Here is a 25,389-nt window from a genome sequence, read left to right on the forward strand (position 1 = left end):
AAAGGTTAGATTGCACAACACAAGGCGCCGAACGCCTTTAAAATATGTGTAAAGTTTTTGGTATTTTGCAGCCATTAAAACATAAAAACCAATGAAAAAAAAGGAATGTCCTTCCTGCGCCATGAACATTGACGCCGCCAGCAAAACCTGTCCGATTTGTCAGTACGAGTTTCCGGTACAAAGTAAATGGTTGCAGTGGACAGCCATATTGCTCGCTGCGCTCTTTCTTTATTTTATGCTGTTTCGATAAATCGTTCAGTATTTTGGAAGCAGCAATTCCTGACCAGCCATAGCCGCACCGATAATACCCGCATTGTTGCGGCTTTCTGCAACCAGGATTGGGACTTCTATTGTCAGTACATCTTCAAATTTGTGGTATTTGCTGCTTGCTCCTCCGCCCAAAATAATCAAATCAGGAGAGAAAAGACGGACCACGTGATGCATAAAAACATCGAGGCGCTTTCCCCATTTTTTATAGCTGAGTTCTTTCCGAATCCGGGCCGAATCCGCGGCAAAATACTCAATCGGTTTTCCATTGGTATAGAGCAGCCGGCCAAGCTCAAAGTTGGGAAGTAGCGTGCCATTGTGAAAAACGCCCGACCCAATCCCCGTGCCCAGTGTAAGCACAAAAACCAGCCCTTTTTTGTCTTTACCTGCGCCAAAACTCATTTCGGCCAAACCGGCGGCGTCAGCGTCGTTGATGACTTTGAAGGCGTTGCCCGTATGTTTATGAAATAAATCATCAATTTGAACCCCGACCCACTCGGGGTCCATGTTGCTGTGGCCACGGGCTTTGCCATTGGTAATGACCGTGGGGAAGCCGCACCCCACCGGACCTTTCCAGTTGAAATGATCCAAAAGTTCTTTCACAGCCTTCGCCACATCGGTAGGTTTGGAAGGCATCGGAGTCGGAATCCGCACCCGATCGGCTGTGAGCTGCCCCGTTAGAATATTTACAGGGGCACCCTTGATGCCCGATCCGCCAATATCAATTCCAAAAATCTCCATGTTTTTCAAAGTTAGGGTTGCGTGATTGGTAAGTTTAAATAGAGGGTTAATCTAACTATGTTTTTGAACCTGCTGCCAAAGGCTGTCCGGCCAAATATACATAAATAGTTCATATTTAGATTTTCCTACTATTCTTCGCAACATTCATTTTTCCGGTATTGGGAATAGGAAATCGGTAAAAGAACCATGCTTTTGGTTTTGGCACAAAAATTTAACTGATCCTGAAAACGAATATTTATTTCGAACTAAACGATCAACTGATTATGAAAAAAATTGCGTGTAATGTATTGCTTATGGCCACTTTGCTTTCTGCGGCCGCTTGCAATCAATCCAACGACAGCAGCACCGATCAGGCAGAAGAACAAAATGAAGCCATCTATGACGGCGCTGATACAGAAGATGATATGGAATTTGCCGTTGCAGCAGCCGACGGTGGTATGTTTGAAGTGCGTTTGGGACAATTGGCTCAGAAAAATGGCGCATCTTCACAAATCAAAGAGTTTGGCAAGATGATGGAGAAAGACCACACCACGGCCAATGAAGAGTTAAAAGCACTTGCGGAGCAAAAAAGCATTACTTTGCCCACCACGCTTAGCGATGAGAAGCAACGTAAGTACGATGATTTGGCAGGCAAAACCGGAGCCGATTTTGACAAAGCTTACGCAGATATGCTTGTAAAGGCGCACAAAGACGATATAGACAAGTTTCAGGAGCAGGCCAACGAAGGAAAAGATCCGGATATAAAATCCTGGGCCACCGGAAAAGTACCAACTCTGCAAGCCCATCTCACGCAGGCGGAACAATTGCAGGATGCCGTAAAGTAAAATCAGGTAAGTAGAAGTGGGGAAAGCCCAGGCAGAATAGCGTAGATTTTCTACGACTATGGGGCCTGGGCTTTCTGCTTTTAGAATTTTTTACGCAAAGAATCCCGTTGCAGCGTATCCGGCAGCACGGGTCGGCCTTCGGTTTGGTCGCCCGACATCACGGGCGTTTCGTTGTCTTCCACGAGTTGGGTGGAGTCTTGTTTTTGACAGCCTGCCAACAAAATGGCCGCCCAAAAGAAATACTTTATTGAATTTTTCATGCGTTTATTCAGATTGGTTTAAAACCTGATTCATGAAAAAACCACACCAGTTTATTTTTCCCTGCTGGGAATCCACAGTGTACTTTGGTTGAAACCCGCAAAAACTCCCAAACCGTTGGTAACGTTGCTGTACACAAGGGAAGGTTCAGAAAAGGGATTGTCCTGCCTTGCATCCTGAACCGATTTGTGAAACAGGTAGTAAGGTGCATCCGTGTTCAGCAGCAGCAGCGAAATGCCAAAACTCACCGGAGGTTTTTTGGGTGTGATAGGACTACCATTCAGAAAGCCAAAGGTTTGTGCAACTTCCAGCTTTTTTCGTCCCTGGGGAGACAAAAATACCGTGCCGTCCAGTTGCCCGTCGCTCTGCAAAACCGTTCGATTGGCGATGCCCGTCCACGAAAAATAGAATTTTCCTACTTGCCGGCTTTCGGTAATGGATTGATTCTTATCATCAAAACCCACAATCGAAAATTCGACAAGTTCGTAAGCTTTTACGCGGTAATAGTTGGTTTGCTGGCCGGGATCCTGCCACGTAAAGCTAAGCGAGAGGGTTGAGTCGCGTAGGCCAAAATTAGAAACCACGAGTGTATCCAGGGTATATTTTTGAATAGTAACCGCATTTTCAGGAATAGTACAGGAAGCCTCGGCCCGGCGGTTACCTTCGGCAACGGTGAGGGTGTAGGTCTTGCCAGCCAGAATCGGAAACTGTTTGGTAGAAATGGCAAAGAGTTCTTCCTGAGGTACATACGTTAGTGCCGCTGATGTTTTTCCATCTGATATCTGTACGGAAGCCTTTGGCAGTGCGTCGCCGGTATAAATCGTATCGCCGTTTATGATCATCAAATTTGAGCCTGTCAGTACCTCCCCAAACAAGGGCCGGGTTTGACTGACTTTCACCCGAATGAGCGTGTCTTGCGGAGAAATGAACGAAAAGAGCGTTAGCTGTGAAGTGGTTTTGGGAAGTTCGGATTCCGGAATTGTATTGACGAGCGTGTCACAGGCCATATTTCCCAGCACGAGCAACATCAGAAGTAGCGAATATCTTGTCATATCTATTTTAAAACTTGAAGTTATAGCTGAATGAGGGAAGAAACGGAAAGAGTGAATAGCGTTTGAGAACGTTGCGGTACGTGGTGGTGCCGGCGGCGTTGGTGACGGGCTCGGAGGCGATGTCGTAAAAAAATGGATTTCGACGGTTATAGGCATTATAAACGCCAAATTCCCAGGTACGTTCGTGATGTTTGAGCTTCTTGCGAAACTGAACGGCTATATCCATTCGGTGAAATGGCTCCGCCCGGAAACTATTTTTGGCCCCATATTCATTTACGCCCCGGCCAGTCCAATCCAAAAATTGATTATAAGGACTCGTAGCATTGTCGCGGTAAACGTTGTAGGTAGAAAGCGGGATAGTCAGTGCATTGCCCGTTCCGTAAACCCAGGTAGCCGAAAGCGTAATCCGTTTAGTGAGTTCAAAAATACCTACTACCGAAAGGTCGTGGCGGCGGTCGTAACGGGGAAAAAACGTTTGTCCAAAGTTGAGTTCCGGAAATTTCCATTGGGTCCAGGAGAGGGTATATCCGATCCAGCCCGACAGCCGTCCGTATTTTTTCTGAATCAAAAACTCCGTTCCGTACGACCATCCCCGGCCCGACGTCACGTTGTTTTCCCAGTTGAGTTCGTTGGCATTTTCTCCATCCAAACTCAGGAAAGAAGAGCCTTCTTTATAATTCAAGATATTATTCATGTCTTTATAGTAGCCTTCCAACGTAAGCGTAAGTGCCGGATTTTCAAGATCTTTGGCAAAACCTGCGGCAATTTGTTTGGACTGCTGCGGCGCTACACGGTCGGTGGTGGGCACCCACAAGTCGGTTGGCAGTCCCAGGCCGGTATTCGACAGCAGGTGCACGTACTGATTCATGTGGGCGTAGGAGACTTTAAACGAAAAGTCTTTGGCCAGCCGTAGCGCTGCTGAAAAGCGTGGCTCGGGCCGGATGTAGTTTTTGGATTCGGTCGTAAACGAACTTAGCCGAAAACCAACGTTCATTTTCAGGGCATTGAAAGGCTGCCAGGTATCTTCTACGTAAATTCCGCTCTCCACACTATTGACGGGCCGCACCGATCGCTCAATCGACTGATCGAAGAAAGAACCCTGAATGGCAAGCGCCGAAGGAACAAACCGATGAAAGGTAGCCTGCACGCCAAATTTGATGGCGTGTTGGGTATTGGGATAAAAATCAAAATCTGTTTTGATGCCAAAATCCCGAATTTTAGATGTGTAGTCGAGGCTGAACTCATCGCCCGAGCTGCCGTCTTCATAAATATCTTTGGTGTAGCTATTTACTCCAAAATTAAAATTACTGGCAATAAGCGAGGTATTGGCGAAGAGTTTTTGCCCAAACAGGTGATTCCAGCGGAGTGTTGCCGTGGCATTTCCCCAATCCAGGCCATTGCGTGAGTCAATTTCCGGTCCGATTTCATTGGCATAGAACCGATCCCGGCCAAAGTAGCCGCTCAGGTAGAGTTTGTCTTTGGCGCCCAAATCTACGTTTACTTTGGCGTTCAAATCATAAAAATAGTAGCCGGGCCGGACCTGCGTGGGGTCATTGCGCTGCTGCGATTTGATCAGCGGCGCGGCCAGAATATCGATGTACGTGCGCCTGCCTGATACCAAAAACGATGCTTTTTTTGATTTGGTCAAAGGCCCTTCCAGCGTCAGGCGGGAGGAAATGAGGCCAATGCCGCCCTCGCCGTGGAGTTTATCTTTGCTGCCTTCCTTCATGTTCATATCCAGAACCGACGAAAGTCTGCCGCCATACCGCGCCGGAAAACCACCTTTGGTAAGCTCGACACTTTTGAGGGCGTCGCTGTTAAAAATGGAGAAAAAACCAAACAAATGACTCGCATTATAAACCACGGCATCATCCAGAATAATAAGGTTCTGATCCGGCCCGCCGCCGCGTACATACAGGCCCGTTTGGCCTTCGGTGCCTTTTTGAACGCCGGGCATTAGTTGCAGCACTTTCAGGACATCTTTTTCGCCAAAAAATGCCGGAATTTTTTTGATCTGCTGAATCGGGATTTCTACCTGACTCATTTGGGCACTCCGGCTGACGTAATCTTCCTGCCGCCGTGCCGATACGGTCACTTCGTCAAGCTGATTGACGCTCGCCAGGAAAATGTTGAGCGTGGTGTTTTGTGAAAAAGGGCTCAACAGACGCTCGGTTTTTTCGTAGCCGACAAATGAATAAATCAGCCGCAGCGAGTCAGCTGCCGGAAGTGTCAGTGAGTAAAAACCATACGTGTTGGTGACGGTTCCAAAGGCCGTACCGGGCACGAAGACATTGACGCCCGGTAGCTGCTCCTGACTACCGGATTCGCGCACAAAACCGCTGATAGTCAGAAGGTTTTGAGAAAAACAAATACCCGAACTGAGGAGGAAAAAACACGTAAAGAATAGGCGCATACAGATAGAGGATTATTTTATATGTAGGTAACGATTCTTAAAAGTCAATATTGGTTGCCAATCAGTAAAATAATATTGTTCAGGAACCTGCCCTTTCTGCCTAAGTAAAAGCAGTGCCACGGTGTCTTATTTGTACTATTTTGGGCCTTTTTATTCCTAATCCGCTATGTTTACCCTTTTGGTCATCCTGATTTCTCTTGCGCTGATTATCCTTGCCATCATTAAATTCGACATTCACCCGTTTCTCGCGCTTTTTGTGGGCGCCATTATTTACGGTCTGTTGGCCGGAATGCCGGGCGACCTCATCCTGAAATCTATCACCGAAGGCTTTGGAGGCGTGTTGGGAAGCATTGGGCTGTTGATTTTGCTGGGGGTAATGATTGGTACTTTTCTGGAAAAAACCGGCGGCGCCTTTGTCATCGCCCAGCGGATCCTGGCCGCAATTGGCGAAAAATCGGTGATGTTGGCCATGATGATTACCGGATACATTCTATCCATTCCGGTTTTTGGCGACAGCGCATTTATCATGATGAACCCGATCAATAAATCGCTGTCTTTCAAAGGAAAACTGCCCTATGCAACCACCACCGTGGCGCTTACGCTCGGGATTTCGGCGAGTCATTCGTTGGTGCCGCCCACACCGGGGCCCATCGCCGCTACCGGAATTTTGGAGGCTGACCTCGGCATGGTAATACTTTGGGGCATCATCGTGAGTGCGTTGGCCCTGGTCCCATGCTACTTTTTTATTCAACGTTTTACTCGACACATTCACCTGGTTCCCCAGTTTGCAGAAGTAAAAAGTGAGGCGATTATTGGGAAAAAACCTGGCCTTGGTAAGTCATTCATGCCCATTATTATTCCTCTGTTGTTGATCGTACTGGCGTCGATAGCCAAGTATCCGACGCAACCTTTTGGCGACAATTCCTTCACAACCACGCTGTTGTTTGTGGGTAGTCCCGTAATCGCCCTTTTAATTGGAGCTTTTTTGTCCTTTATGCTTCCTGAAAAATTTGATGCAAAACTGCTTTCTTCCTCCGGTTGGATCGGCGAGTCGCTGCTTATCGCCGCGCCGGTCATTCTGATTACGGGCGCCGGGGGAGTTTTTGGAAAAATGCTTCAAAATTCAGGCATTGCTGACCTGGTAAGCAGCAATTTAAGCGCGGCTTCCTGGGGTATTTTTCTTCCTTTTTTGATGGCGTTGGCGCTCAAAACCGCTCAGGGATCATCTACGGTTGCACTCATTACCACGGCATCCATCGTAGCTCCGCTCCTGGCAACGCTGGGTTTGGATAGCGAAATGATGCGGGTGTTTACGGTGCTTTCCATCGGAGCCGGAGCCATTGCCATTTCGCATGCCAACGATAGTTTCTTTTGGGCCATGACGCAGCTTTCGGGTATGAATATCAAGCAGGGAAACCAAACCCATAGCTTGGGTACGCTCGTGTTGGCCACTTCTGCCATTATGATTATTTACGTATTGACACAATTGATTTAACCGAAATAATTCAATTTCTATTAATAAAAAAACCAGCAATGCTGAGGGGAAATGATTTTTGAAATGTCTTCGTACAAGACTAACTATTTCAAAAATTCATTTTAGCCATGAAAAAAATTACTCATGTACTAGTTGCCCTATTGCTGGTTTTACCGCTTTTGCTGCATGCGCAGGCCGACGAAACGACAGACGAATTTCGCCCCGTTCAATTTACATTTTTAACACCCATCGGCACCAATGGACTAGATGCTGTACGCTATGTGAATGGCTTGTCAGTCAATATGTTGGGGGGCGTAGCGAAGGGGCTGGACGGCGTAGAATTCAGCGGCATTTTTGCCATCGAAACCCACAATGTAAAGGGCGGGCAGTTTGCCGGTATTTTTAATGCCGTAGGCGGTCAGGTTCGTGGTGCGCAGTTTGCGGGCATTGCCAACCTGGTTGCCAAAAACGTGCACGGCGCACAGTTTGGCGGGATTGCCAATATTTCAGGAAAAGAGGTAGATGGCGGACAGTTTGCAGGTATTGCCAACCTTGCCATTGGGGTAGAAGGTGCGCAGGTATCCGGTATCCTAAACGTAGCCGCAGGCCGGGTAAAAGGGGCGCAGATTGGCCTGATTAACCTGGCCGAAGAGGTAGACGGCGTTCAGATTGGCCTGATTAACTACGCCAAAAATGGCTACCGCCGCGTAGAATTCTGGGCGAGTGATGTGCTGTATGCCAATGCCGGATTCAAGATGGGCGGCAATCGTTCTTTTTATACCATTTTTACAGCTGGCGCTACCTGGCCCGATAGCAAAACCGCCCGTTGGGGCTATGGACTTGGGTTTGGTACCAATAGGCCTTTGGGTAAAAAGAACCAACTGAGCCTGGAAGGAATTTCCTACCACATCAACGAGCGCAAAGCTTCCTGGCAGGACCTGAACCAACTGAATCAGCTGCGGGCGAGTTTTATCTTCCCACTTCGCAATCGTCTGGCCCTGACCGTGACGCCTACGTTTAACGTACAGGTATCGCAGCTACGCACCGCCGATGGCAGTGTTGGTGCAGAATGGGTCGACTGGCACGTGTACAACAAAGTCTTCAATAACCGCACCCGACTCATGATGTGGCCTGGCCTGAACGTCGGGATTCAGTTTTGATCGGAAATGATGATGTATAATTTTCGTAAAGAAAAGCAGTCAGCCCACATCAACGGGCTGACTGCTTTTTCACTTTGAAATTTTCAAAAACAATTGATCTGGTATTTTGGCAATTTGAGTACACAAAATCTTCATTTCGTCGGAAATGCAAAGCATGTAAGCGTTCGTGCAGGTAGTTTTGAATCAACGTAAAACACCTGCTCACACAAACCGCTTTGGCCATGACTTATTCTCAATTGATGTACTTTCACCTCCTGACCGTCGTTCCCTGTTTCTTTCTCGGAACGGCCCTGATTTTTATGCGCAAAGGAACCAATCTCCACAAATTCCTTGGCCGGATTTACATGATTCTCATGGTAATTACAGCCCTGAGTACCCTATTCATGCCGGCCAAAGTTGGGCCCTTGTTTTTTGGACATTTCGGATATCTACATCTATTTAGTTTCCTGACGCTCTATTCCGTTCCGACGGCCTATTGGGCTTTGAAAAAAGGAAATGTAAAACTGCACAAACGCAAAATGATTTTGCTATATGTTGGCGCATTGCTTATTGCAGGCGGTTTTACCTTCTTTCCGGGCCGCTTTATGCATACCGTGTTTTTTGGATAAATCAGATTGTTTAGCGCAATGCCACCGAAGTGCCAACTGGTACGAACCTTTCTGGAATTAAATTTTTTACAGGTTCAAGCGTTTTCAGAAAGGTGTAAATTGCACCCAAATCTTCTTCCTTCATTCCGGCATACATCATCCACGGCATGATGGTTTGAAACTCTCCCGGCCCAATTTTCTGGGGCTGATAGCTACTGTCGGCATAAGCCTTGAACCGCGCAATGAAAGCTTCTTTGGTCATTCGACCCAGGCCAGTTTCCGAATCCGGTGTCAGGTTGGGACTGTAAACGGTACCTGTCGGCAATTCAAAATTTCGCCCACCGGCGTACATTTTATCCAGAATCAGCTGTCCATTTTCAAATGGCGTGTGGCACTCCACGCAACCGGCAATCGTAATCAGATATTTCCCTCTTCCGACTTCATCCGTTGCGGCTGGCATTGGCAGTGGGTTTGCTGCTTTGGGAATAGTATTTATTATAAAATTAAAAGGGAAGTCTGCCTGAGAATCAGCCGGTTTATTTTCAATTGCAGGCAGCGTACGGAGGTACGCAATGATACTTTTTACATCTTCATCATTCATTTGTCCGTAATAAGGGTAGGGCATTACGGGGAAAAACGCATGCCCATCACGGCTGACTCCGGTGGTAATCGCCCGGTAAATTTCGCCGTCGGTCCAGGAGCCAATGCCAAAAGGGGTTATGTTTTTTGATGTAAAAGTTCCAGGAAAACCCGCCCGCTGATCAAATACCTCGCCCCCTTTACCCAAGGTACCGGCTACGAGTGGAGCCGAAAAAAGTTCGTAATTGCGCGTGCTGTGGCAGTCCATACAAACTACTACATGATTGGCCAAATAAGCACCCCGCTCAATGCGCGCAGGCGTTGATTCCACTTTTAACTCCGGCGCTTGACCTACATTCGGTAGCGCAAATTTGACATAGGTCATGCCGGCCACTACTACTAAAACCACCAGTCCAAGGACCCAACCGATCAATTTTAAAGCTTTTTTCATACCGTTTTTTTGAATTGTTGTAACCAAATAAATCATGTAAAAGAAAAAATTTATCCTGAATTTTTTCTTCAATTGGCTCATTTATTTATAGTTAAGAATGATTTTTTTATCAAAAGGAAAATGTGCCAAAAGTTTTCTGTTTTAGAAAAAATTCAATGTTTCAGGCGTTTTGTGCTGAGGTATATTTTCAAGAAAAGTTGCGATACAGGCGTATAGTAATACCACAGAAGTAGTCGCATTTCACATTTTGTTCCTTTATAATTTTAAAAAATTCATGGAAAAGATATTTTTTGATACCTGGGAAAGCCTGTTTCGGACGTTTATCATCACTATTTTGGCTTATGTAGTACTAATTTTTATGTTACGCTCCTCGGGGAAACGAACACTATCAAAAATGAATGCATTTGATTTTATCGTCACAATTGCCCTGGGTTCGTCGTTGGCTACGGTGGCTTTAAATAAAAATGTGGCGCTGATTGATGGTGCATTGGCGTTTTTCCTGCTCATATACTTACAATATGCGTTAACCTGGCTATCGGTTAGAGAAAATAAAATCAAGAAATTGGTCACGAGTCAGCCGTCACTTTTGCTTTACCGGGGAGAGTTTTTGCCGGGAGCATTGAAAAAAGAGCGGATTACAGAAGAAGAAGTCTATGTAGCAGCCCGCCAAAAAGGAATTACATCTACGGCTGATATTCATGCCGTTGTTCTGGAAACTACCGGAACGCTTACGGTTATTGCGGCTAATGAAACACCGAATTCGGATGCAATGAAAAATGTGAAAAATTATCCGGGTTAAGACGGAACTCACAAATTACCGAGCACTTTTGTTTCCAAATCCGATTTATTCAAATCTCTGAGTCATAAGTTTTACACTATATTTACGCCTATTTCTCTCAATATAGCGACGAATGATCCCTTTCCCGGTTACAGATTCCACTCTCTCATCGTTGCACCTCGGGCGCTTTGTGGCAGAACACTACAACCTAGGTTCAGAAACTACCTGTCAAATTGTGCGTACAGGCATTAATCATTCCTACCTGATTACGGATCAGGATAAGAAATATATTTTTCGGGTATATAGTTTTAACTGGCGCAGCCGGGAAGAAGTTTCGGAAGAAATACGGCTGCTAAATGTCTTGAAAAACAGGGGATTATCCGTGTCTTTTCCAATTCCGGACTCCAATCATCAGTTTATTCAGGAACTATCGGCTCCGGAAGGAGCCCGCTTTGGAGTGCTTTTTAGTTTTGCTCCTGGTAAAAAAGAGCGCTATTTTTCGTTGGAAACCTGTCGTTCTTTGGGGGTAACACTCGGGAAATTTCATGAAGTAATGGGTACTATGGAGTTACAGCGTATTACGTATACCTCCGAAACGCTCATTCGACAACCGTATCAGTTTGCTACCCGCTTTTTCAGTCCGGAATTAGCTGAAATGCAATGGATTAAAAAATCAGAACAATCCGTAGAAGAGTTGTTTGCAACCGCTTCACGTTTGTCATTGCGGCATGGTGCGGTACATTTGGATATGTGGTACGACAACATGCATATTCTGAATGAAGAAACCCACACGATTTTTGACTTTGATTTTTGTGGAAATGGTTATTTGCTTTTTGATGTAGCCTACTTCATCATGCAGTTATACCATATTGAACCCAACAAAGAACTTTATCAAAAAAGGCGTAAAGCCTTTCTTTCAGGCTATACAGCAATTTTACCAATCAGTGCCCAAGAACTGGAACTTTTGCCGGAGGCAGGGCGAGCGCTTTGGATTTTTTATTTGGGTGTTCAGTCACAACGGTTTGACAATTGGTCCAATGTTTTCCTGTCGGAAAACTACCTGATTCGGTTCATTGGTATGTGTAAAGATTGGCTGTCTTTCCATGGGATAGAAGAGTAAATCATTTAGCAGAAAAAAGTATAACCGATTCTTTTTGATTCTATTGTATGATTTCTTGCCAACCTGAATGTTCTAGATTTTCCAATTTTCCAGCTGATACGCACTTTCCCAAAATAGAAATTCCATACGCGCGGAGGTCCGGTATGCTACTTTCATGCGCTGCTGCATGCTTTCACTCGCCTGCGCCGCTACCTGATTGCATAGGTCCATTGCTTTTTGAACCGCTTCGGCAAATTCTTCACCGGCATAGGTATCAATCCATTGCTGATAAGAATTGGGAATAGTTTGCCCGGAAAAAATCGCATCCCCATTTTTTTTGTAAATCCAAAAACAGGGCAACAATGCCGCTACGGCCACTTCAAACGGTTCATGCGCACAAACTGAGCGTAAATAGTGCGTATACGCAAAGCAGGCAGGTGCCATCTCCCGGACAACAGGTTGAGGCATTTTTTGCAAAAAGCCTTCGTGCAAAACACGCTCCACAAGCAGGGCATTTCGCGAAAAATCAAGGAGTTGCAGCATTTGATCAGCTTGCGCGGCCCGTGTTGCGGCAACGGCAAGCGCTCGTGCAAATTCTACGAGATACAGAGAATCCTGATAAATATAAAAACTGAATTTTTCTGCGGGAAGCGTACCTTTTTTGAGTTCCTGATTGAAAGGATGATTCTCGATTTTATGGTAGATCGACAGGTTTTCTTGCCACAGTAGATCGGTAAATAGAGACATTTTTTTTAATAAATTTATTACATACTACTCTCTTTGTATTGCATTTCCCTTGGTGCAAACGAATGATTGAGCGGACCATGACCGCCTCCGGTTTGCACGTCTTTTCCTGCCAAAATGGCCCCTGCTACGTAGTTACGCGCTTCGTCGACGGCATCAAACAGCGACAAACCCAACGCCAGAAACGTAGCAATCGCCGACGATAACGTGCAGCCTGTGCCGTGCAGATTTTTACTGGGAATAAATTCAGATTGAAAAATATGGGTGGGTTTTCCGCTTTGCGCCAGAATATCGTACACCTCCCGACCCGGCAAATGTCCGCCTTTTAGCAAAACCGCCGCGCAGCCCTGCGCCACGAGTTCTTCAGCGGCCTGCTGCATTTCTGAAACCGACCCAAGCGATTGCCGAACCAACAACTGCGCTTCATCAAGATTTGGTGTCAACACGGTAAGTTTGGAGAAAAGTTCTTTCCGTAGAATTGCAATTGTTTCATTTTGAATAAGTTTTGCCCCACTTGTAGCTACCATCACCGGATCAAAAACCACGTGACGAGGCGAATACTGATCCAGGGTTTGCCCAATAACCGTCGCAACTTCCCGGGTATTAATCATTCCGATTTTTACAGAATCTATGGTAAAATCCTCAAAAACAGCTTCCAGTTGCTGCCGCAAAAAGTCGGGTGGTACGGGATGAATCGCCTGTACGCCCTGTGTATTTTGGGCCGTTAGAGCCGTCAGAGCCGACGTTCCAAAAGCGCCCAAAGCCGCAATCGTTTTGAGATCAGCCTGAATACCAGCACCGCCGCCGCTGTCGGAGCCGGCAATTGTAAGGACAATTGGGTATCTTTTCATGGATTAAGTGCTGCATTGGTGATACTTTTGAGAAGAATCTGCGCGGCCCGGCGCGGGGATTCTGCGCTGCAAATTGCGGAAATAACGGCGATTCCATCGGCCCCCTGCGACACGGCCTCTGCGGCCTTGACGGCGTTGAGCCCGCCGATGCCGACCAACGGATGACGGCTGTTTGCACGTACCCACCGCAAGCCCTCCATGCCCCAGGCGGGCGCGGTGTCGGTTTTGGACGGAGTGTTGAACAACGGACTTACCGCCAGGTAGCTCAACTCCCAGGCTTCGGCTTCTTGTACGTCTTTTTTGGTTTCGACCGAAAGACCAAGCATGTAGTGTTCGGGCAACATTTTTTTTACTTCCGTATAGGGTAAATCCTGTTGCCCTACATGCACGCCATCGGCCTGTGCTGCGAGTGCCACGTCCACGCGGTCGTTGATGATGAGTGGGACTTTGTAGGGTTCAAGCAGGGCTTTCAACCGAATGGCTTTTTCGATAAATTGCTGCGTTCCGAGATTTTTCTCCCGCAGCTGCACGAGTGTAACTCCACCCAAAACGGCTTCTTCAACCACCCAAAACAAATCCCGCCCCAAACAGGCTTTTTCATCCGTAACCAGATATAGTTTCATGCGAATTTTGGTTTTTGTGAAATTATCTCAAATTTCCTGCCAGGCGATTTTTGCCTTTTCTGTCAATAGTTCCGGGCTTATTTCGGCCAAAGCATCCAAAAAATGAATCTGAAAACTTCCCGGTAAAGTGGAACGTTCTGCGGCCATTTCACCACACACGCCCATTGTTGTAGCGGCAGCCACGGCAGCTTCAAACATGGAGCCTCCTCCGGCACAAAAAGCCGCCGCCACGGACGAAGCCGAACAGCCCATGCCCGTCACCTGACTCATAACCGAATGCCCGTTTTCGATGAGGGCTACCTGTTTTCCGTCCAAAACAACGTCTACCGCGCCACTGACGCTGACGACGCAGCCGTGGCGGTCGTGGAGAATGCGGGCGGCTTCTATACTTTGCAGCGACGAATCGGTACTGTCTACGCCTCTCGTACTGCCCGTCAGTCCGGCCAAAGCCCTGATTTCGGACGCATTGCCCCGAATGACCGTCGGGGTAGCCTGAGCGAGAAGTTGCACCAATACCTGATTCCGGAAGGAGGTGGCTCCGGCGCCTACGGGATCCAGAATTATAGGTTTTCCGAGCCGAGCCGCCGTTTGCATGGCTTGTTGCATGGCCGAAACCCAGGGCGTTGAGAGCGTACCAATGTTAATGACAAGTGCTCCTGACAACGCCACCATTTCGTCAACTTCCTCTGCTGCATGCGCCATCACGGGCGAAGCACCCAACGCAAGTAGCGCATTGGCCGTAAAGTTCATAACTACATAATTGGTGATATTGTGCACGAGCGGGCGGGTGGCACGCAGAGTGGTAAGGGCAGCCTGTGGGGAATTTTTCATGGAGTACCGTTTTTTGTTTTTGATAACTAAAAAAACAGAATGGACGCTGGAAGGCGAACGGTACGTACCGATACTAAGTCTAGAAGAGTTAGTAGTAAGCTTTTCCCTACGACAGCGTCAACTGTATCAGGTTCAAAGGGTATTCTCTCAGTCCATAACGGACACCCCCAAAGCCATTCTTAGTTCAAATGTACATAAATATTCTAAATTGATGTATTGGATGGTGTGAAATTTAACTATCTATTGAGGTAAAGAAATGCACAGAGATAAAAAGAGGTTGCTTAGATTCAATGCTCTAAAAGGACGGGTTTTGAAACCTGCCTTTCCACAAATCATTTTTCAGCCCTATATCTATTGCTGCACATTTTTGATATAATTGGGCGATTCGCATTCCTGCCAGTATTCCACGATTTTTACGATAATTTCTTTCAGCTTTTCGTAGCTATTGGGCTTAATAAAAAAACCTTGAATCGACCTTGAATAGGCATCAATTACGTGTTTTTGTTCGGCGCTTGTGGAAAAAAAAAGATAAGGGATGGATTTCATCCGAAGGTCTTCGTTGTTGTGAATCTTCTCCCGCAGTTCCATTCCGTTCAATTTTGGCATGTTGATGTCGGAGAGAACGAGAAACGGTTCAATATCAGTAGTAGTCAGATATTCCAAAGCCAATATGCTGTCGCCAAAGAAAATCAGTTTATTCTCATAATTTAATTCTTTGAAAATTTCTGCCAAAATAACCTGATCATCAAGATCGTCTTCAATAATGACAATGGGCCCGGTTTTATTCATGATAGAATTAGTTAGAGTGGGGTTCTTGTAAGGTAAGAGTTTTTTGGAGGAAACAGAGCGTTTTTTTGTCGGCGGGGATGTGATTTTTTTGTGAAATTCCCGGAAAGAGTATCGGGATAAAGGCTAGTAGTTGTATACTCGCACGTTTGATACCCTGTTCCTGCATGAAATCATTGAAATCTATGAACTATTCTTTCGCTCTATTTTGTCTACTGCTTACTTCTGGACTTACATCTTACACTAGTCAGGCCCAATCTGCGGCAGAACCAAAGGCGATTTTCATCATCGTCGACGGGATTTCTGCCGATGTACTGGAAAATATTGCTACGCCCAATTTGGATGCAATTGCCAAAATTGGCGGATACAGCCGAGCCTACGTAGGGGGCGAAAAGGGAGCCTATTCGCAAACGCCAACTATATCTGCCGTTGGGTACAACAGTCTGCTAACGGGTACCTGGGTGAACAAGCATAATGTGTGGGGAAATGACATAAAGGCGCCTAACTATTTATACCACAGTATTTTTCGGTTTTTCGAAAATCAATATCCGCACAAGAAAACTGCTGTTTTTTCAACATGGTTAGATAACCGTACCAAGCTGATCGGAGAGGGCCTGCCGCAAACGGGTCAGCTCCGACTCGACTATTCGTTTGATGGATTTGAATTGGATACGCTCCATTTTCCGCACGATAAACAAGCGCATTATATCCGGGACATCGACGAACTCGTCGCAGCCGAAGCCGCCCGCTACCTCCGGCAGGAAAGCCCGGATTTGAGTTGGGTGTACCTGGAATTCACGGACGATATGGGCCACCGCCACGGCGACAGTGAGTTTTTCTACGAGGCTGTCCGACAAATGGACAGGCAAGTCGGGCAGATTTGGGCGGCGATTCAGGAGCGGCAGCAGACGTACGGCGAAAACTGGCAATTGTTCATTACCACAGATCACGGACGAAGCGCGGATACCGGAAAAAATCACGGGGGGCAGTCGGATCGGGAGCGTTCTACCTGGCTCGTAACCAACGCCACAAACCTCAATCGCTTGTTCACCCAAAGTGCTGCGTCGGGCATTTTGCCTGGCATTGTGGACATTATGCCCACGCTTACGCGCCACTTACAGCTTCATATTCCCAAAGAACAGGCCTTTGAACTCGACGGAGTGCCCCTGACCGGACCAATTTCGTTGATAAAGCCAACCACAAAACTGGAAGGCAAAACGCTCAATATTGGCTGGAAATCCATGAGCACGGACCCAAACGAAGGGGTGAAGATCTGGCTGACAACTACTAATAATTTCGAGAAAGGCGGCAGTGATCGCTACCTGTTCATGGGTGAAGCAAAACTTTCCGACGAAGGAGCACAACTATCCGTAGAGGGCTTACCCACGGAGTTTTTTAAGCTCGTTTTGCAAGGAAGGCACAATTCGGTGAACCGTTGGATTGTGAATCAGAAGTAGTTTTTTTGCGAGTATATAATTTGACTAACTCGTACCAAAGCACTGACGCCGTCCCCACCACAAAACAGCTGACAACTTTTGAAACAGTCAGCGGAGCAAAGTTGAAAAACTTTGCCAAAGGAGGTGTGTAGATAAGGAGGAACAACAAGCACAACGTGAGTGAAATCATGTACCACACGAGATTATTTTTATATCGCAGGGTGGTCAGAAGCGAATAAAAAAACGAGCGATTAACCAGTGTGAGCGTAATATTTGACACAATAAGCGTAGCAAAAACCATGGTTCGGGTTTGGGTTTCGCCCATATTTTGCGCTACCGCAAGCTGGTAAATAAGTAACGTTCCTGCTGTAATACACAATCCCTGAAAAATGCTGGTAGTTAGCTCTTGATAATTAAAAAAAGTCTGACTCGGCGGTCTGGGTTTTTGCAGCAGCGTATTCTTTTCCATGGGTTCATTTTCATAGATAATGGAGCAAGTGGGGCCCATGATGAGTTCCAGAAAAATGATATGAGCCGGAGAAAAAATGGCCGGATAAATCCAGCCCAAAACTAACGGTATAAAAACTGTAAGTATAATGGGAATATGGATTGAAATAATGTACTGAATTGCTTTTTTAAGATTTGTATAAATTTTACGGCCCATGGCTATGGCAAGAAGCATATCGGCCAAATCGTCTTCAATCAGGATCAGGGAGGCGGCTTGCTTTGCAATTTCCGTTCCTTTTTTGCCCATCGCAATTCCGATATGAGCAGCTTTGAGTGCAGGCCCGTCGTTGACTCCGTCGCCAGTCATGGCTACAATCTCCTGATTGGCTTTGAGTGCCTGAATGATCCGGAGCTTGGCTTCCGGAAACATTCGGGTAAATAGCTTGGTGGGCCCTACGCGGGAACGCAGTTCTTCCTCCGAAAGAGTCATTAATTCGTCTCCTGTGAGTGCATGTTCTGCTCCGCGAAAACCTACCTGTCGGGCAATGGCGGCGGTAGTTGCGGCATTGTCGCCGGTCACGATCTTTACATCAATTCCGGCGGCATAAAATTGCTCAAAAACGTTTGATATATTCTTTTTGGGTGGATCATAAAAAGCAACCAGCCCGGCAAAAGTAAACGTCAGCTCCTGTTGAGACTCGGGAAAAACTGCTGGCTCCTGCGAAACTTCTCCAACACCAAGTACCCGAAATCCTTCGCTTGTCAGGCTATGCAGCGCTTGTTCAATTTGGTTTTTTTCTGAGTCAGGAAGATTTGACACTGCCATCAGGGCCTCTGGTGCGCCTTTTGCCGCAATAATCGCTGGCCCGTTTGCAGGCCGGAACACGTGCGTCATGAAAGGAGGCTTTCCGCTCAGCGGGTATTCATGCGCCAAATGGTAATTGTTTCGCAAATCCTGAGGGGCATGTTGTGCGTAGGCTTCATGCAGTGCAATTTCCATGGGGTCAAACGGGAGGGGTTCACTTGCCCACATGGCAAGGGCCAAAAGCTCCTGCGCTTCGGTAGTACCGAGTTCTCCTGGCTCAATGAAGTGGGCGGTTTTGTGGACATATATCCGGGCCAGTGTCATTTTATTTTCGGTGATTGTTCCGGTTTTATCCGTACAAATGACCGTTGCGCTCCCGAGCGTTTCCACCGTTTTCATTTGCTTCACCACCACGCCCATCTTCATCAGGCGCCAGGCTCCCAGGGCCATGAACGTAGTAAAGGCAACGGGAATTTCTTCCGGCAAAATGCTCATAGCCAAGGTCAACGCTTGTAGAAGGCTGTTCAGGAATTCGTAGGTGCGAAAGTAGTTAATGCCCCAGACCACCAGAAAAACAGCGGCCCCAAAAAGTATCATTCGTTTCACAAATTGGCTGATCTGCGCTTCCAGTGGCGTTTTCTCTTCCTGAATCTCATCCAGACTTTTCCCAATGCGGCCCAGGCGGGTTTGTCCACCAATGGCCGTTATTATGGCAATTGCCATTCCGCTGACTACCTGAGTTCCCCGAAATATTTCGTTGGTATTGGCTTCCGAGTTTTTTGGAACGGGCAAAGACTCGCCCGTCAGAATCGACTCATTGATGGTGCAGTCATGTGCTTGTACCACCCGTGCATCAGCAGGCACAGAAGTGCCCTCTTCGGCTAACAGGTAATCGCCCAGCACCAGCTCGTCGGCTGGCATCGGTATTGTTTGACCGTTTCGGATCACTTTGGCGCGAGGCTGCGTAAAGGTTTCAAGTTTTTCCAGGGCAGTACGGCTGCGTGAATCCTGATAGAGGGAGATGGTAGCTACAAAAACAATGGCTGATGCCAAAAAAATGCCATCTCCGGTATTGCCACTTATAAAATACAATGTGGAAGTTAGCAGCAGGAGAAGTACCATAGGCTCTTGCGCCAAGCTTTTGAGTGCTCGCCATAGGCTATTTTTCTGTTTGAAGGCCAGGGCATTTGAACCATTATTTTTTCGTGATTCAAGTACCTGCTCATCGGTAAGCCCCGAAAATTGCACCAGCTGATCTTCCATGTCGCCAGAATGTTTTTCGTTAAGGTACACCGAATTAACGACTCTTCTACCAAACGCCCTGCTGATCTGTATCAGGTTGGCTTACAGCATTAATTTTGAAAGTTGATTCTCTCGAAATGAGCATGTAGGCGATGTTGTGCATGCTGCTATCGTCAAAAGACAGGCAATACGATAATTGTTGCCTGGGTATCCCGGAAAATATTGTCGGATTGGAAGTAGCGCCCTCCCAATGATCAAGCAACCCGTATCGTTTTGTGCGGTTATTCCATGTTTTAATGAATTGATGTTTGGGTATTTTGGCCCGCAAGGGTCGGGAATAAAAACCGTAGGCGGTTTCAATTTTTCCTGACTGAATTTGTGCAAAATAATAGTTCATTACCTGGTCCGGATTGCGAAAATCCGTCGGGCTATACCTTCGGGAAAAATAAAATGCAGAGCCAATCGCGAGGGTAAAAATGCCTGCTAAAAAAAATACATTTTGACGTGGATTCATGATAAGGGTTAGGAGAGTTTTACACTACATTGAATCGTCAATGTACTATTTTATGTTTATTCCCGCAAAGAAATATTTATCAAATGGGAATTTTTATTAAAAATACTAAATTTACGATAGTTACTAAAAAAAATGACGTTTTTTCAAGTGTAACAAATCAAAATTCAAATTAGAATTGTTCGGTCCAGCTAAAATGTTTTTCAATTACGGCAGCTTTGTTTTTTTGGATATAGGAAAGAAATGACTGCGCTACCGGCGAGAAGTTTTTGTTTTTTAACCAAATCAAATTCCAGCGCGAACGAATCGGAAATCCTTCGACCGGTATGACGTGTAAATCACCGTTTCGAAGTTCGTTTTTTAAACCAATTAATGGCATAATTGAATAGCCCAATCCAGCCATAACTGCCTGTTTTACAGTTTCATTGGACGTTAACTCCATTTTTTTATGTACCGGAAGATGATTTTGATCAATAAATTTTTCCATCACCTGACGGGTACCTGAGCCCGCTTCCCGGTAAATCAGTGGTAATTCGTCGAGCAATTCTTTGGAGTACATACTTTCGCCAAAAGTCCGTTCTGCATTTCCTACTACATATAATTTGTTTTCCATGAGCTCAATTTTTTCTACCTTCAAATGTTCGGGAATAATTGATACAAGGGCAAAATCTATTTCGTTGCGTTCCAGACTTGTTAATACGCCGGTTTTATTAGTTACATCTAACATCAATTCTATCCCTTCATGCTGATGTAGAAAGTCGGTTAAGAAATAGGGCATGACGTACTTACCCGTTGAAACGGATGAAATTTTGAGTCTTCCTGAAAGCTGACCTTTAAACGCCAATGTTTTATAATTGATGGCGTAGACTTCGTTCAGAATGTTCTCGGCAGCTGCCGAAATTTCCTTGCCAAATTCTGTAACATATAGTTTCCTGCCCACGACCTCGGTGAGCGGAATTTCAAATTGATCCTGAAAATTTTTTAACTGAATCGACACCGCCGGTTGCGTCAAATGCAACTCCTCTGCGGCTTTTGTGATGCTAAGGGTCTGGGTAATTTTCAGAAAAACCTGTAACTGATGAAGGGTATAGTTCATAAGTAATATTTATATAAAATATTACAAATATAAATAAAAATTTATGATGGCCCTTTGCCAATTTTGCATCAGTAAAACAGTCAAAACCAAAAACTATGACACGAATTACCGTTGCAAAAGGAGATGGCATTGGGCCGGAAATTATGGATGCCACACTGGCAATTATTCGGGCTGCGGGCGCGCAGTTTGAGATCGATGAAATTGAAGTAGGAGAGAAGGTATATCTGGCCGGAAACACGGCCGGAATCTCCAAAGAATCGTGGGACGTCATCCGAAGGAATAAGGTTTTTTTGAAAGCGCCAATTACAACTCCGCAAGGCGGTGGCTACAAAAGCCTGAATGTAACGACCCGCAAATTTCTGGGACTTTATGCCAACGTCCGGCCTTGCATGAGCCTGCATCCGTATGTAAAAACCAAGCATCCGGAAATGGATTTGATCATTATTCGTGAAAATGAGGAGGATTTGTACGCAGGAATTGAACATCAGCAAACGGACGAAGTGGTGCAGTGCCTGAAACTGATTAGTCGGCCGGGCTGTGAAAAAATTGTTCGTTACGCCTTTGAATACGCCCGTCAGTACGGGCGCAAAAAGGTAACCTGCTTTACCAAAGATAATATCATGAAGCAGACCGACGGGTTGTTTCATCAGGTATTTGACGAGATAGCGGCGGAGTACCCGGACCTGGAAAATGAGCACTGGATTATCGACATCGGAGCCGCCAAAATGGCCGATACGCCCGAGGCGTTTGATGTGCTTGTGATGCCTAATTTGTACGGCGATGTGCTGTCGGACGTAGCGGCACAGATTGCCGGTTCGGTTGGTTTGGCGGGCTCAGCCAATATTGGCGAAGAGTGCGCAATGTTTGAGGCGATTCACGGATCAGCACCACGCCGGGCCGGACAAAATATGGCCAATCCTTCGGGCCTTTTGCAGGGGGCAATTATGATGCTCAACCATCTTGGACAAACTGCCTGCGCTGAAAAAGTACAAAATGCCTGGCTGAAAACGATTGAGGACGGAATTCATACCTACGATATTTACAAAGAAGGAGTTAGTAAACAAAAGGTTAGTACGAGTGAATTTGCTGAGGCAGTAATTGCGAATTTGGGCGAAAAACCCACGCAGCTAAAATCAGTTTCGTATGCCAATAGTTCAGCGTTGCAGCTGCCGCGCTACCAACGCAAAGCGCCGAAAAATAAAGAATTGGTGGGCGTGGATGTATTTGTGCATTGGTCAGGTACTGATCCTGATTTGCTGGCGCAAGAGCTGGCCGCAATCCGGACGCCTGCTTTGGAACTTAGCATGATCACAAATCGTGGAATCAAAGTTTGGCCGGATGGCTTTTCGGAGACCTTTTGTACCGATCACTGGCGCTGCCGATTTAAGGCTGGCTCGGGGAAGCAACTTTCCAAATCTGATATTGTGATGTTGCTGGCTAATGCCGAGTCTCTGGATATTGACACGATTAAAACCGAAAATCTGTACGAATTCGACGGAAAACAAGCCTTTTCAATGGGTCAGGGACAGTAACCAAACCAACAAAGCAATGAAAATACATCTGATTGACGGTCATTTTGAATCTCGGGAAACCATCGAACTTCTCACCCAGCTAGTGCATGTCAAAATAAAATTTCAGGAAAGTAAGATTACAGCTGCCAGTGTAGAGGAGGACATTAAAATGCGTGAAAAACGGATTAAAGAGTTGCAAAAAGAACTATTTGAAGTCAGGCAGTTTGTTGCTCAGAATCATGCTGAAATTGCCCTGACGGGAACCATTGAACTACATGTATTATGACAGATTTTCCAAAATTTAAATTGGTCGAAGGTACGTTTGTTCCTGCCGAAGCGACCCGCGTTATGTGTGACCTCATTCATAGTAAAATCAACTACCATAACCTGGAAATTCTTTCGGCCATCGAACGGAACCTTGACACCCCGGTGCATTCGGAACAGCGAATTGAAGAGTTGATACGGTTCAAGAATGAACTGAAAGTTTTACTGGATAAAGCAGAAAGCATGCACATGAAACTAAAAATAGATGGGGTTATATCCATAACTCTGACTTCTTAGGCTGCCAAATAAAGGTTGTGTGAATGTTTACAGGTTGGAGTTGTTAACTCCAACCTGTTTTGTTTTTAGAAGTGACAAAATTTATTCGGTGAAATTATGCAGTAACTGGTTAACCAGTAAAAAGATAAAAACTTAATTTTCTTAATTTCTTACTAGTAAACCAAAAAATTAAACGTTCCTCTCATAAAACTCAATGGGCAAATCGTCGGGATCGGCAATGAAGGTAAATTTTCTTCCGGTCTGTGCATCTACCCGAATCGGCTCAGCCTCAATGCCTTGTTCATGAAGCGTATCTATAATGGCTGCAACATCATCTACTTCAAAAGCCAAATGTCGCAGCCCGGCGGCTTCCGGTCGGGAAGGACGTGCCGGTGGGTCAGGAAATGAGAAAAGCTCAATTACATAGCTGCCGTTCAGCGCCAAATCAAGCTTATATGACTGACGCTCAGATCGGTAAATTTCCTGTATGACGGTAAGACCGAGAATCTCCGTATAAAATTTCTTGGAGCGTTCATAGTCAGCCGAGATGATGGCGATGTGGTGAATCTTATTGAGATGAAGCATTTTATAAATTGTTAAAAATCAGAGCTCTACGAAAGCTCCCAGCGCCTGATATTTTACATATAATTTTTTATAAATTTCTACAACTTCCGGACGAGGTTCGTAGCTCGCATCAAAACCGGAACCCATCGCTTTTTGGGCCTCGGGCAGCGAGGCATGCGCACCCGCCGCTACGGCCGCATTCATAGCCGCTCCCAACGCGCACGCCTGATCTGAACTTGTTACCTGAATAGGCATATTGAGTACGTCAGACAAGGTTTGCATCACAAAAGGAGATTTTTTGGCAACGCCGCCAATGGCAATAACCCGCTTAATGGGCACACCTTCGCTCAGAAACCGATCGACAATTGCCCGTGAACCAAAAGCGGTTGCTTCAACTAATGTCTTGAAAATCAGCACAGCATCCGTTCCCAGGTTGAGTCCCATCAGAGCTGCTTTGAGCCCGTGATTTGCATCAGGCGTCCGACGACCGTTGATCCAGTCGAGGGCTACGGGGTCGTTCTCGGTTACGGGTAGGGCAGCGGCTTTTTCTGACAAGTACGGAATCAGCTTTTCTGCCAGCAACTCGGCCGCTTCCTGACCCAGCAGTTGCCGCACAGGTTCAGTAATGAGGCGCTGAAACCAGGCGTAGTAGTCGCCGTAGGCGGATTGTCCCGCTTCGGTGCCCAGCATGCCGGGCACAATGGAGCCGTCCACTTGTCCGCAGATACCTTTGATGAGTAAATGACCGATTTCTTCATTTGGTGCCATGAGCATATCGCAGGTCGAGGTTCCCATGACACGTACAAAAGTATACGGCTCAATCTCAGCCCCAACAGCACCCATGTGGGCATCAAAAGCGCCAACGCCCACAACAACCGAAGTCGAAAGCCCCAGTTTTTGAGCCCATTCCGACGACAGCGTTCCCATTCCTTCATCGGATGTGTAGGTTTCGCGATACAGCCGGTTTCGCAAACCGTGCAGAAGTGGGTCAAGAGTGGTCAGAAATTCGTCGGAAGGTAGCCCGTCAAACGTTTCGTTCCACATGGCTTTGTGGCCTGCCGCACAGCGTGAGCGTTTCATTGTGAGCGGGTTAGTGTTTCCCGTAAGCACTGCCGAAATCCAGTCACAGTGCTCTACCCACGAAAAAGCTTTTTCCCGAATGCTTTCGTCTACTCGCAGCGTATGCAGGATTTTTGCCCAAAACCATTCAGACGAGTAAATGCCTCCGACAAATTTGGTAAAATCAATCTCCCAGCTATGAGCCAACGCATTGATTTCGTCCGCTTCCGCATTGGCCGTATGGTCTTTCCACAGAATAAACATGCCGTTCGGGTTTTCGGCAAATTCGGGAAGCAGGGCCAGCGGAGTGCCATTTTTATCTACCGCACCGGGAGTTGAGCCGGTAGTGTCCACCGAAATACCGACAATTGAGGTGCGAACCGTGTCCGGGCAGGTTTCAAGCGCCGCCCGAATACACCCTTCGAGTCCTTCCAGGTAGTCAAGCGGGTGCTGCCTGAATTGCGAAGAAGCCGGATGGCAGTAAAGCCCCTTTTTCCAGCGGTCGTAGGAATGAACGGCAGTTCCGGCTATTTCACCGGTTGAAGTATTAACAATTAGTGCCCGAACCGAATCTGTGCCGAAATCGACGCCAATGGTATATTGATTTTGTGTCATGATGGTTTTACAAAAAAATGCGCAGGTTCTTTGCGTCAGGAAATG

At 46.4% G+C, this 25,389-nt stretch carries 26 protein-coding genes and 1 riboswitch; of the genes, 11 read left to right on the forward strand and 15 right to left on the reverse strand.

Features of this window, described 5'->3' with window-relative positions; genetic code table 11:
• Nucleotides 1-91: 91 nt before the first annotated feature.
• A complete protein-coding gene (locus EZE20_RS03980; RefSeq protein ID WP_132114720.1) occupies nt 92-250 on the forward strand; it encodes a zinc ribbon domain-containing protein in 159 nt (52 codons plus the stop codon).
• Between the two features lie 5 nt (nt 251-255).
• Here the strand turns inward: EZE20_RS03980 and ppgK are convergent, their stop codons facing one another.
• Nucleotides 256-1,008 carry a polyphosphate--glucose phosphotransferase gene (gene ppgK, locus EZE20_RS03985; protein ID WP_132114722.1) on the reverse strand — a complete coding sequence of 251 codons (753 nt, stop codon included), beginning with the start codon at nt 1,006-1,008 and terminating at the stop codon, nt 256-258.
• A 263-nt stretch (nt 1,009-1,271) separates the two neighbouring features.
• Between ppgK and EZE20_RS03990 the strand changes: the two genes are divergently transcribed.
• On the forward strand, nt 1,272-1,832 hold the full coding sequence (locus EZE20_RS03990; RefSeq protein ID WP_132114724.1) for a DUF4142 domain-containing protein: 561 nt from the start codon (nt 1,272-1,274) through the stop codon (nt 1,830-1,832).
• A gap of 80 nt (nt 1,833-1,912) precedes the next feature.
• Here EZE20_RS03990 and EZE20_RS03995 read toward each other — a convergent pair whose 3' ends face one another.
• Genes EZE20_RS03995 through EZE20_RS04005 form a run of 3 tightly spaced genes read right to left on the reverse strand, consistent with a single transcriptional unit; the run spans nt 1,913 to nt 5,555 of the window.
• Entirely contained in the window at nt 1,913-2,092 is a 180-nt protein-coding gene (locus tag EZE20_RS03995) for a hypothetical protein (RefSeq protein WP_132114726.1), read from the reverse strand.
• Between the two features lie 51 nt (nt 2,093-2,143).
• Nucleotides 2,144-3,142 (reverse strand): DUF4249 domain-containing protein, encoded by a 999-nt coding sequence (locus EZE20_RS04000; protein ID WP_132114728.1) that lies wholly within the window; start codon nt 3,140-3,142, stop codon nt 2,144-2,146.
• Between the two features lie 7 nt (nt 3,143-3,149).
• Nucleotides 3,150-5,555, reverse strand: a complete 2,406-nt coding sequence (locus EZE20_RS04005) for a TonB-dependent receptor (protein ID WP_132114730.1) — start codon at nt 5,553-5,555, stop codon at nt 3,150-3,152.
• Between the two features lie 166 nt (nt 5,556-5,721).
• Between EZE20_RS04005 and EZE20_RS04010 the strand changes: the two genes are divergently transcribed.
• The 3 genes from EZE20_RS04010 (at nt 5,722) to EZE20_RS04020 (ending at nt 8,797) form a co-directional block, all read left to right on the forward strand.
• On the forward strand, nt 5,722-7,050 hold the full coding sequence (locus tag EZE20_RS04010; protein WP_132114732.1) for a GntP family permease: 1,329 nt from the start codon (nt 5,722-5,724) through the stop codon (nt 7,048-7,050).
• A 107-nt stretch (nt 7,051-7,157) separates the two neighbouring features.
• Nucleotides 7,158-8,189: an LA_2272 family surface repeat-containing protein gene (locus tag EZE20_RS04015; protein WP_132114734.1), complete on the forward strand. Its 1,032-nt coding sequence runs from the start codon at nt 7,158-7,160 to the stop codon at nt 8,187-8,189.
• Between the two features lie 221 nt (nt 8,190-8,410).
• The gene (locus tag EZE20_RS04020) at nt 8,411-8,797 is read left to right on the forward strand and encodes a DUF2306 domain-containing protein (RefSeq protein WP_132114736.1); all 387 of its coding nucleotides are present in this window, start codon (nt 8,411-8,413) and stop codon (nt 8,795-8,797) included.
• Between the two features lie 10 nt (nt 8,798-8,807).
• Here EZE20_RS04020 and EZE20_RS04025 read toward each other — a convergent pair whose 3' ends face one another.
• Nucleotides 8,808-9,806: a c-type cytochrome gene (locus EZE20_RS04025; protein WP_132114738.1), complete on the reverse strand. Its 999-nt coding sequence runs from the start codon at nt 9,804-9,806 to the stop codon at nt 8,808-8,810.
• A 274-nt stretch (nt 9,807-10,080) separates the two neighbouring features.
• Here EZE20_RS04025 and EZE20_RS04030 point away from each other — a divergent pair, with 274 nt between their 5' ends.
• Together EZE20_RS04030 and EZE20_RS04035 are read left to right on the forward strand one after the other, a co-directional pair.
• Nucleotides 10,081-10,605, forward strand: a complete 525-nt coding sequence (locus tag EZE20_RS04030) for a DUF421 domain-containing protein (RefSeq protein ID WP_132114740.1) — start codon at nt 10,081-10,083, stop codon at nt 10,603-10,605.
• A 112-nt stretch (nt 10,606-10,717) separates the two neighbouring features.
• Nucleotides 10,718-11,704 carry a phosphotransferase gene (locus EZE20_RS04035; protein ID WP_132114742.1) on the forward strand — a complete coding sequence of 329 codons (987 nt, stop codon included), beginning with the start codon at nt 10,718-10,720 and terminating at the stop codon, nt 11,702-11,704.
• Nucleotides 11,705-11,776: 72 nt separating this feature from the next.
• Here the strand turns inward: EZE20_RS04035 and EZE20_RS04040 are convergent, their stop codons facing one another.
• From EZE20_RS04040 to EZE20_RS04060, 5 genes are all read right to left on the reverse strand, one after another.
• A complete protein-coding gene (locus EZE20_RS04040) occupies nt 11,777-12,430 on the reverse strand; it encodes a TenA family protein (RefSeq protein WP_132114744.1) in 654 nt (217 codons plus the stop codon).
• 17 nt (nt 12,431-12,447) lie between these two features.
• The gene (thiD, locus tag EZE20_RS04045; protein WP_132114746.1) at nt 12,448-13,278 is read right to left on the reverse strand and encodes a bifunctional hydroxymethylpyrimidine kinase/phosphomethylpyrimidine kinase; all 831 of its coding nucleotides are present in this window, start codon (nt 13,276-13,278) and stop codon (nt 12,448-12,450) included.
• On the reverse strand, nt 13,275-13,901 hold the full coding sequence (gene thiE, locus EZE20_RS04050; protein ID WP_132114748.1) for a thiamine phosphate synthase: 627 nt from the start codon (nt 13,899-13,901) through the stop codon (nt 13,275-13,277). Before thiE ends, thiD begins: the two co-directional genes overlap by 4 nt.
• A 27-nt stretch (nt 13,902-13,928) precedes the next feature.
• The gene (gene thiM, locus EZE20_RS04055) at nt 13,929-14,732 is read right to left on the reverse strand and encodes a hydroxyethylthiazole kinase (RefSeq protein ID WP_132114750.1); all 804 of its coding nucleotides are present in this window, start codon (nt 14,730-14,732) and stop codon (nt 13,929-13,931) included.
• Between the two features lie 86 nt (nt 14,733-14,818).
• A riboswitch (TPP riboswitch) is annotated at nt 14,819-14,911 on the reverse strand.
• A 172-nt stretch (nt 14,912-15,083) separates the two neighbouring features.
• The gene (locus tag EZE20_RS04060) at nt 15,084-15,521 is read right to left on the reverse strand and encodes a response regulator (protein ID WP_132114752.1); all 438 of its coding nucleotides are present in this window, start codon (nt 15,519-15,521) and stop codon (nt 15,084-15,086) included.
• 182 nt (nt 15,522-15,703) lie between these two features.
• Here EZE20_RS04060 and EZE20_RS04065 point away from each other — a divergent pair, with 182 nt between their 5' ends.
• The gene (locus EZE20_RS04065) at nt 15,704-16,975 is read left to right on the forward strand and encodes an alkaline phosphatase family protein (RefSeq protein ID WP_132114754.1); all 1,272 of its coding nucleotides are present in this window, start codon (nt 15,704-15,706) and stop codon (nt 16,973-16,975) included.
• Here the strand turns inward: EZE20_RS04065 and EZE20_RS04070 are convergent.
• The 3 genes from EZE20_RS04070 to EZE20_RS04080 all read right to left on the reverse strand — a co-directional run bounded on the left by EZE20_RS04070 (nt 16,914) and on the right by EZE20_RS04080 (nt 21,055).
• Complete coding sequence (locus EZE20_RS04070; protein WP_132114756.1) at nt 16,914-19,469, reverse strand: cation-translocating P-type ATPase; 2,556 nt, start codon at nt 19,467-19,469, stop codon at nt 16,914-16,916. The genes EZE20_RS04065 and EZE20_RS04070 overlap by 62 nt on opposite strands.
• Nucleotides 19,470-19,515: 46 nt before the next feature.
• Complete coding sequence (locus EZE20_RS04075; protein ID WP_132114758.1) at nt 19,516-19,962, reverse strand: hypothetical protein; 447 nt, start codon at nt 19,960-19,962, stop codon at nt 19,516-19,518.
• Between the two features lie 169 nt (nt 19,963-20,131).
• Nucleotides 20,132-21,055 carry a LysR family transcriptional regulator gene (locus EZE20_RS04080; protein WP_132114760.1) on the reverse strand — a complete coding sequence of 308 codons (924 nt, stop codon included), beginning with the start codon at nt 21,053-21,055 and terminating at the stop codon, nt 20,132-20,134.
• A 95-nt stretch (nt 21,056-21,150) separates the two neighbouring features.
• Here EZE20_RS04080 and EZE20_RS04085 point away from each other — a divergent pair, with 95 nt between their 5' ends.
• From EZE20_RS04085 to EZE20_RS04095, 3 genes are read left to right on the forward strand one after another with little or no spacing between them, the layout of a single operon-like run.
• Complete coding sequence (locus EZE20_RS04085; RefSeq protein ID WP_132114762.1) at nt 21,151-22,587, forward strand: NADP-dependent isocitrate dehydrogenase; 1,437 nt, start codon at nt 21,151-21,153, stop codon at nt 22,585-22,587.
• A 16-nt stretch (nt 22,588-22,603) separates the two neighbouring features.
• Nucleotides 22,604-22,852 carry a hypothetical protein gene (locus EZE20_RS04090; protein WP_132114764.1) on the forward strand — a complete coding sequence of 83 codons (249 nt, stop codon included), beginning with the start codon at nt 22,604-22,606 and terminating at the stop codon, nt 22,850-22,852.
• Complete coding sequence (locus tag EZE20_RS04095; protein ID WP_132114766.1) at nt 22,849-23,127, forward strand: hypothetical protein; 279 nt, start codon at nt 22,849-22,851, stop codon at nt 23,125-23,127. The genes EZE20_RS04090 and EZE20_RS04095 overlap by 4 nt, the downstream gene beginning before the upstream one ends.
• Before the next feature lie 168 nt (nt 23,128-23,295).
• Here EZE20_RS04095 and gloA2 read toward each other — a convergent pair whose 3' ends face one another.
• Entirely contained in the window at nt 23,296-23,691 is a 396-nt protein-coding gene (gloA2, locus tag EZE20_RS04100; RefSeq protein ID WP_132114768.1) for an SMU1112c/YaeR family gloxylase I-like metalloprotein, read from the reverse strand.
• Nucleotides 23,692-23,709: 18 nt separating this feature from the next.
• On the reverse strand, nt 23,710-25,344 hold the full coding sequence (locus EZE20_RS04105) for a ribulokinase (protein WP_132114770.1): 1,635 nt from the start codon (nt 25,342-25,344) through the stop codon (nt 23,710-23,712).
• Nucleotides 25,345-25,389: the final 45 nt, after the last annotated feature.

The organism is Arundinibacter roseus, from assembly GCF_004348825.1.
Lineage (GTDB): Bacteria > Bacteroidota > Bacteroidia > Cytophagales > Spirosomataceae > Arundinibacter > Arundinibacter roseus.

Bases quoted from the DNA above. Each gene is read 5' to 3' on its own strand.
- EZE20_RS03980 (WP_132114720.1), top strand. From the start codon at position 92: ATGAAAAAAAAGGAATGTCCTTCCTGCGCCATGAACATTGACGCCGCC.
- EZE20_RS03995 (WP_132114726.1), bottom strand. From the start codon at position 2,092: ATGAAAAATTCAATAAAGTATTTCTTTTGGGCGGCCATTTTGTTGGCA.
- EZE20_RS04070 (WP_132114756.1), bottom strand. From the start codon at position 19,469: ATGGAAGATCAGCTGGTGCAATTTTCGGGGCTTACCGATGAGCAGGTA.
- EZE20_RS04085 (WP_132114762.1), top strand. From the start codon at position 21,151: ATGACACGAATTACCGTTGCAAAAGGAGATGGCATTGGGCCGGAAATT.
- EZE20_RS04060 (WP_132114752.1), bottom strand. From the start codon at position 15,521: ATGAATAAAACCGGGCCCATTGTCATTATTGAAGACGATCTTGATGAT.
- EZE20_RS04040 (WP_132114744.1), bottom strand. From the start codon at position 12,430: ATGTCTCTATTTACCGATCTACTGTGGCAAGAAAACCTGTCGATCTAC.
- ppgK (WP_132114722.1), bottom strand. From the start codon at position 1,008: ATGGAGATTTTTGGAATTGATATTGGCGGATCGGGCATCAAGGGTGCC.
- EZE20_RS04010 (WP_132114732.1), top strand. From the start codon at position 5,722: ATGTTTACCCTTTTGGTCATCCTGATTTCTCTTGCGCTGATTATCCTT.
- EZE20_RS04105 (WP_132114770.1), bottom strand. From the start codon at position 25,344: ATGACACAAAATCAATATACCATTGGCGTCGATTTCGGCACAGATTCG.
- gloA2 (WP_132114768.1), bottom strand. From the start codon at position 23,691: ATGCTTCATCTCAATAAGATTCACCACATCGCCATCATCTCGGCTGAC.
- EZE20_RS04080 (WP_132114760.1), bottom strand. From the start codon at position 21,055: ATGAACTATACCCTTCATCAGTTACAGGTTTTTCTGAAAATTACCCAG.
- EZE20_RS04065 (WP_132114754.1), top strand. From the start codon at position 15,704: ATGAACTATTCTTTCGCTCTATTTTGTCTACTGCTTACTTCTGGACTT.
- EZE20_RS04005 (WP_132114730.1), bottom strand. From the start codon at position 5,555: ATGCGCCTATTCTTTACGTGTTTTTTCCTCCTCAGTTCGGGTATTTGT.
- EZE20_RS04035 (WP_132114742.1), top strand. From the start codon at position 10,718: ATGATCCCTTTCCCGGTTACAGATTCCACTCTCTCATCGTTGCACCTC.
- thiM (WP_132114750.1), bottom strand. From the start codon at position 14,732: ATGAAAAATTCCCCACAGGCTGCCCTTACCACTCTGCGTGCCACCCGC.
- EZE20_RS03990 (WP_132114724.1), top strand. From the start codon at position 1,272: ATGAAAAAAATTGCGTGTAATGTATTGCTTATGGCCACTTTGCTTTCT.
- EZE20_RS04075 (WP_132114758.1), bottom strand. From the start codon at position 19,962: ATGAATCCACGTCAAAATGTATTTTTTTTAGCAGGCATTTTTACCCTC.
- EZE20_RS04095 (WP_132114766.1), top strand. From the start codon at position 22,849: ATGACAGATTTTCCAAAATTTAAATTGGTCGAAGGTACGTTTGTTCCT.
- EZE20_RS04025 (WP_132114738.1), bottom strand. From the start codon at position 9,806: ATGAAAAAAGCTTTAAAATTGATCGGTTGGGTCCTTGGACTGGTGGTT.
- EZE20_RS04090 (WP_132114764.1), top strand. From the start codon at position 22,604: ATGAAAATACATCTGATTGACGGTCATTTTGAATCTCGGGAAACCATC.
- EZE20_RS04000 (WP_132114728.1), bottom strand. From the start codon at position 3,142: ATGACAAGATATTCGCTACTTCTGATGTTGCTCGTGCTGGGAAATATG.
- thiE (WP_132114748.1), bottom strand. From the start codon at position 13,901: ATGAAACTATATCTGGTTACGGATGAAAAAGCCTGTTTGGGGCGGGAT.
- thiD (WP_132114746.1), bottom strand. From the start codon at position 13,278: ATGAAAAGATACCCAATTGTCCTTACAATTGCCGGCTCCGACAGCGGC.
- EZE20_RS04030 (WP_132114740.1), top strand. From the start codon at position 10,081: ATGGAAAAGATATTTTTTGATACCTGGGAAAGCCTGTTTCGGACGTTT.
- EZE20_RS04020 (WP_132114736.1), top strand. From the start codon at position 8,411: ATGACTTATTCTCAATTGATGTACTTTCACCTCCTGACCGTCGTTCCC.
- EZE20_RS04015 (WP_132114734.1), top strand. From the start codon at position 7,158: ATGAAAAAAATTACTCATGTACTAGTTGCCCTATTGCTGGTTTTACCG.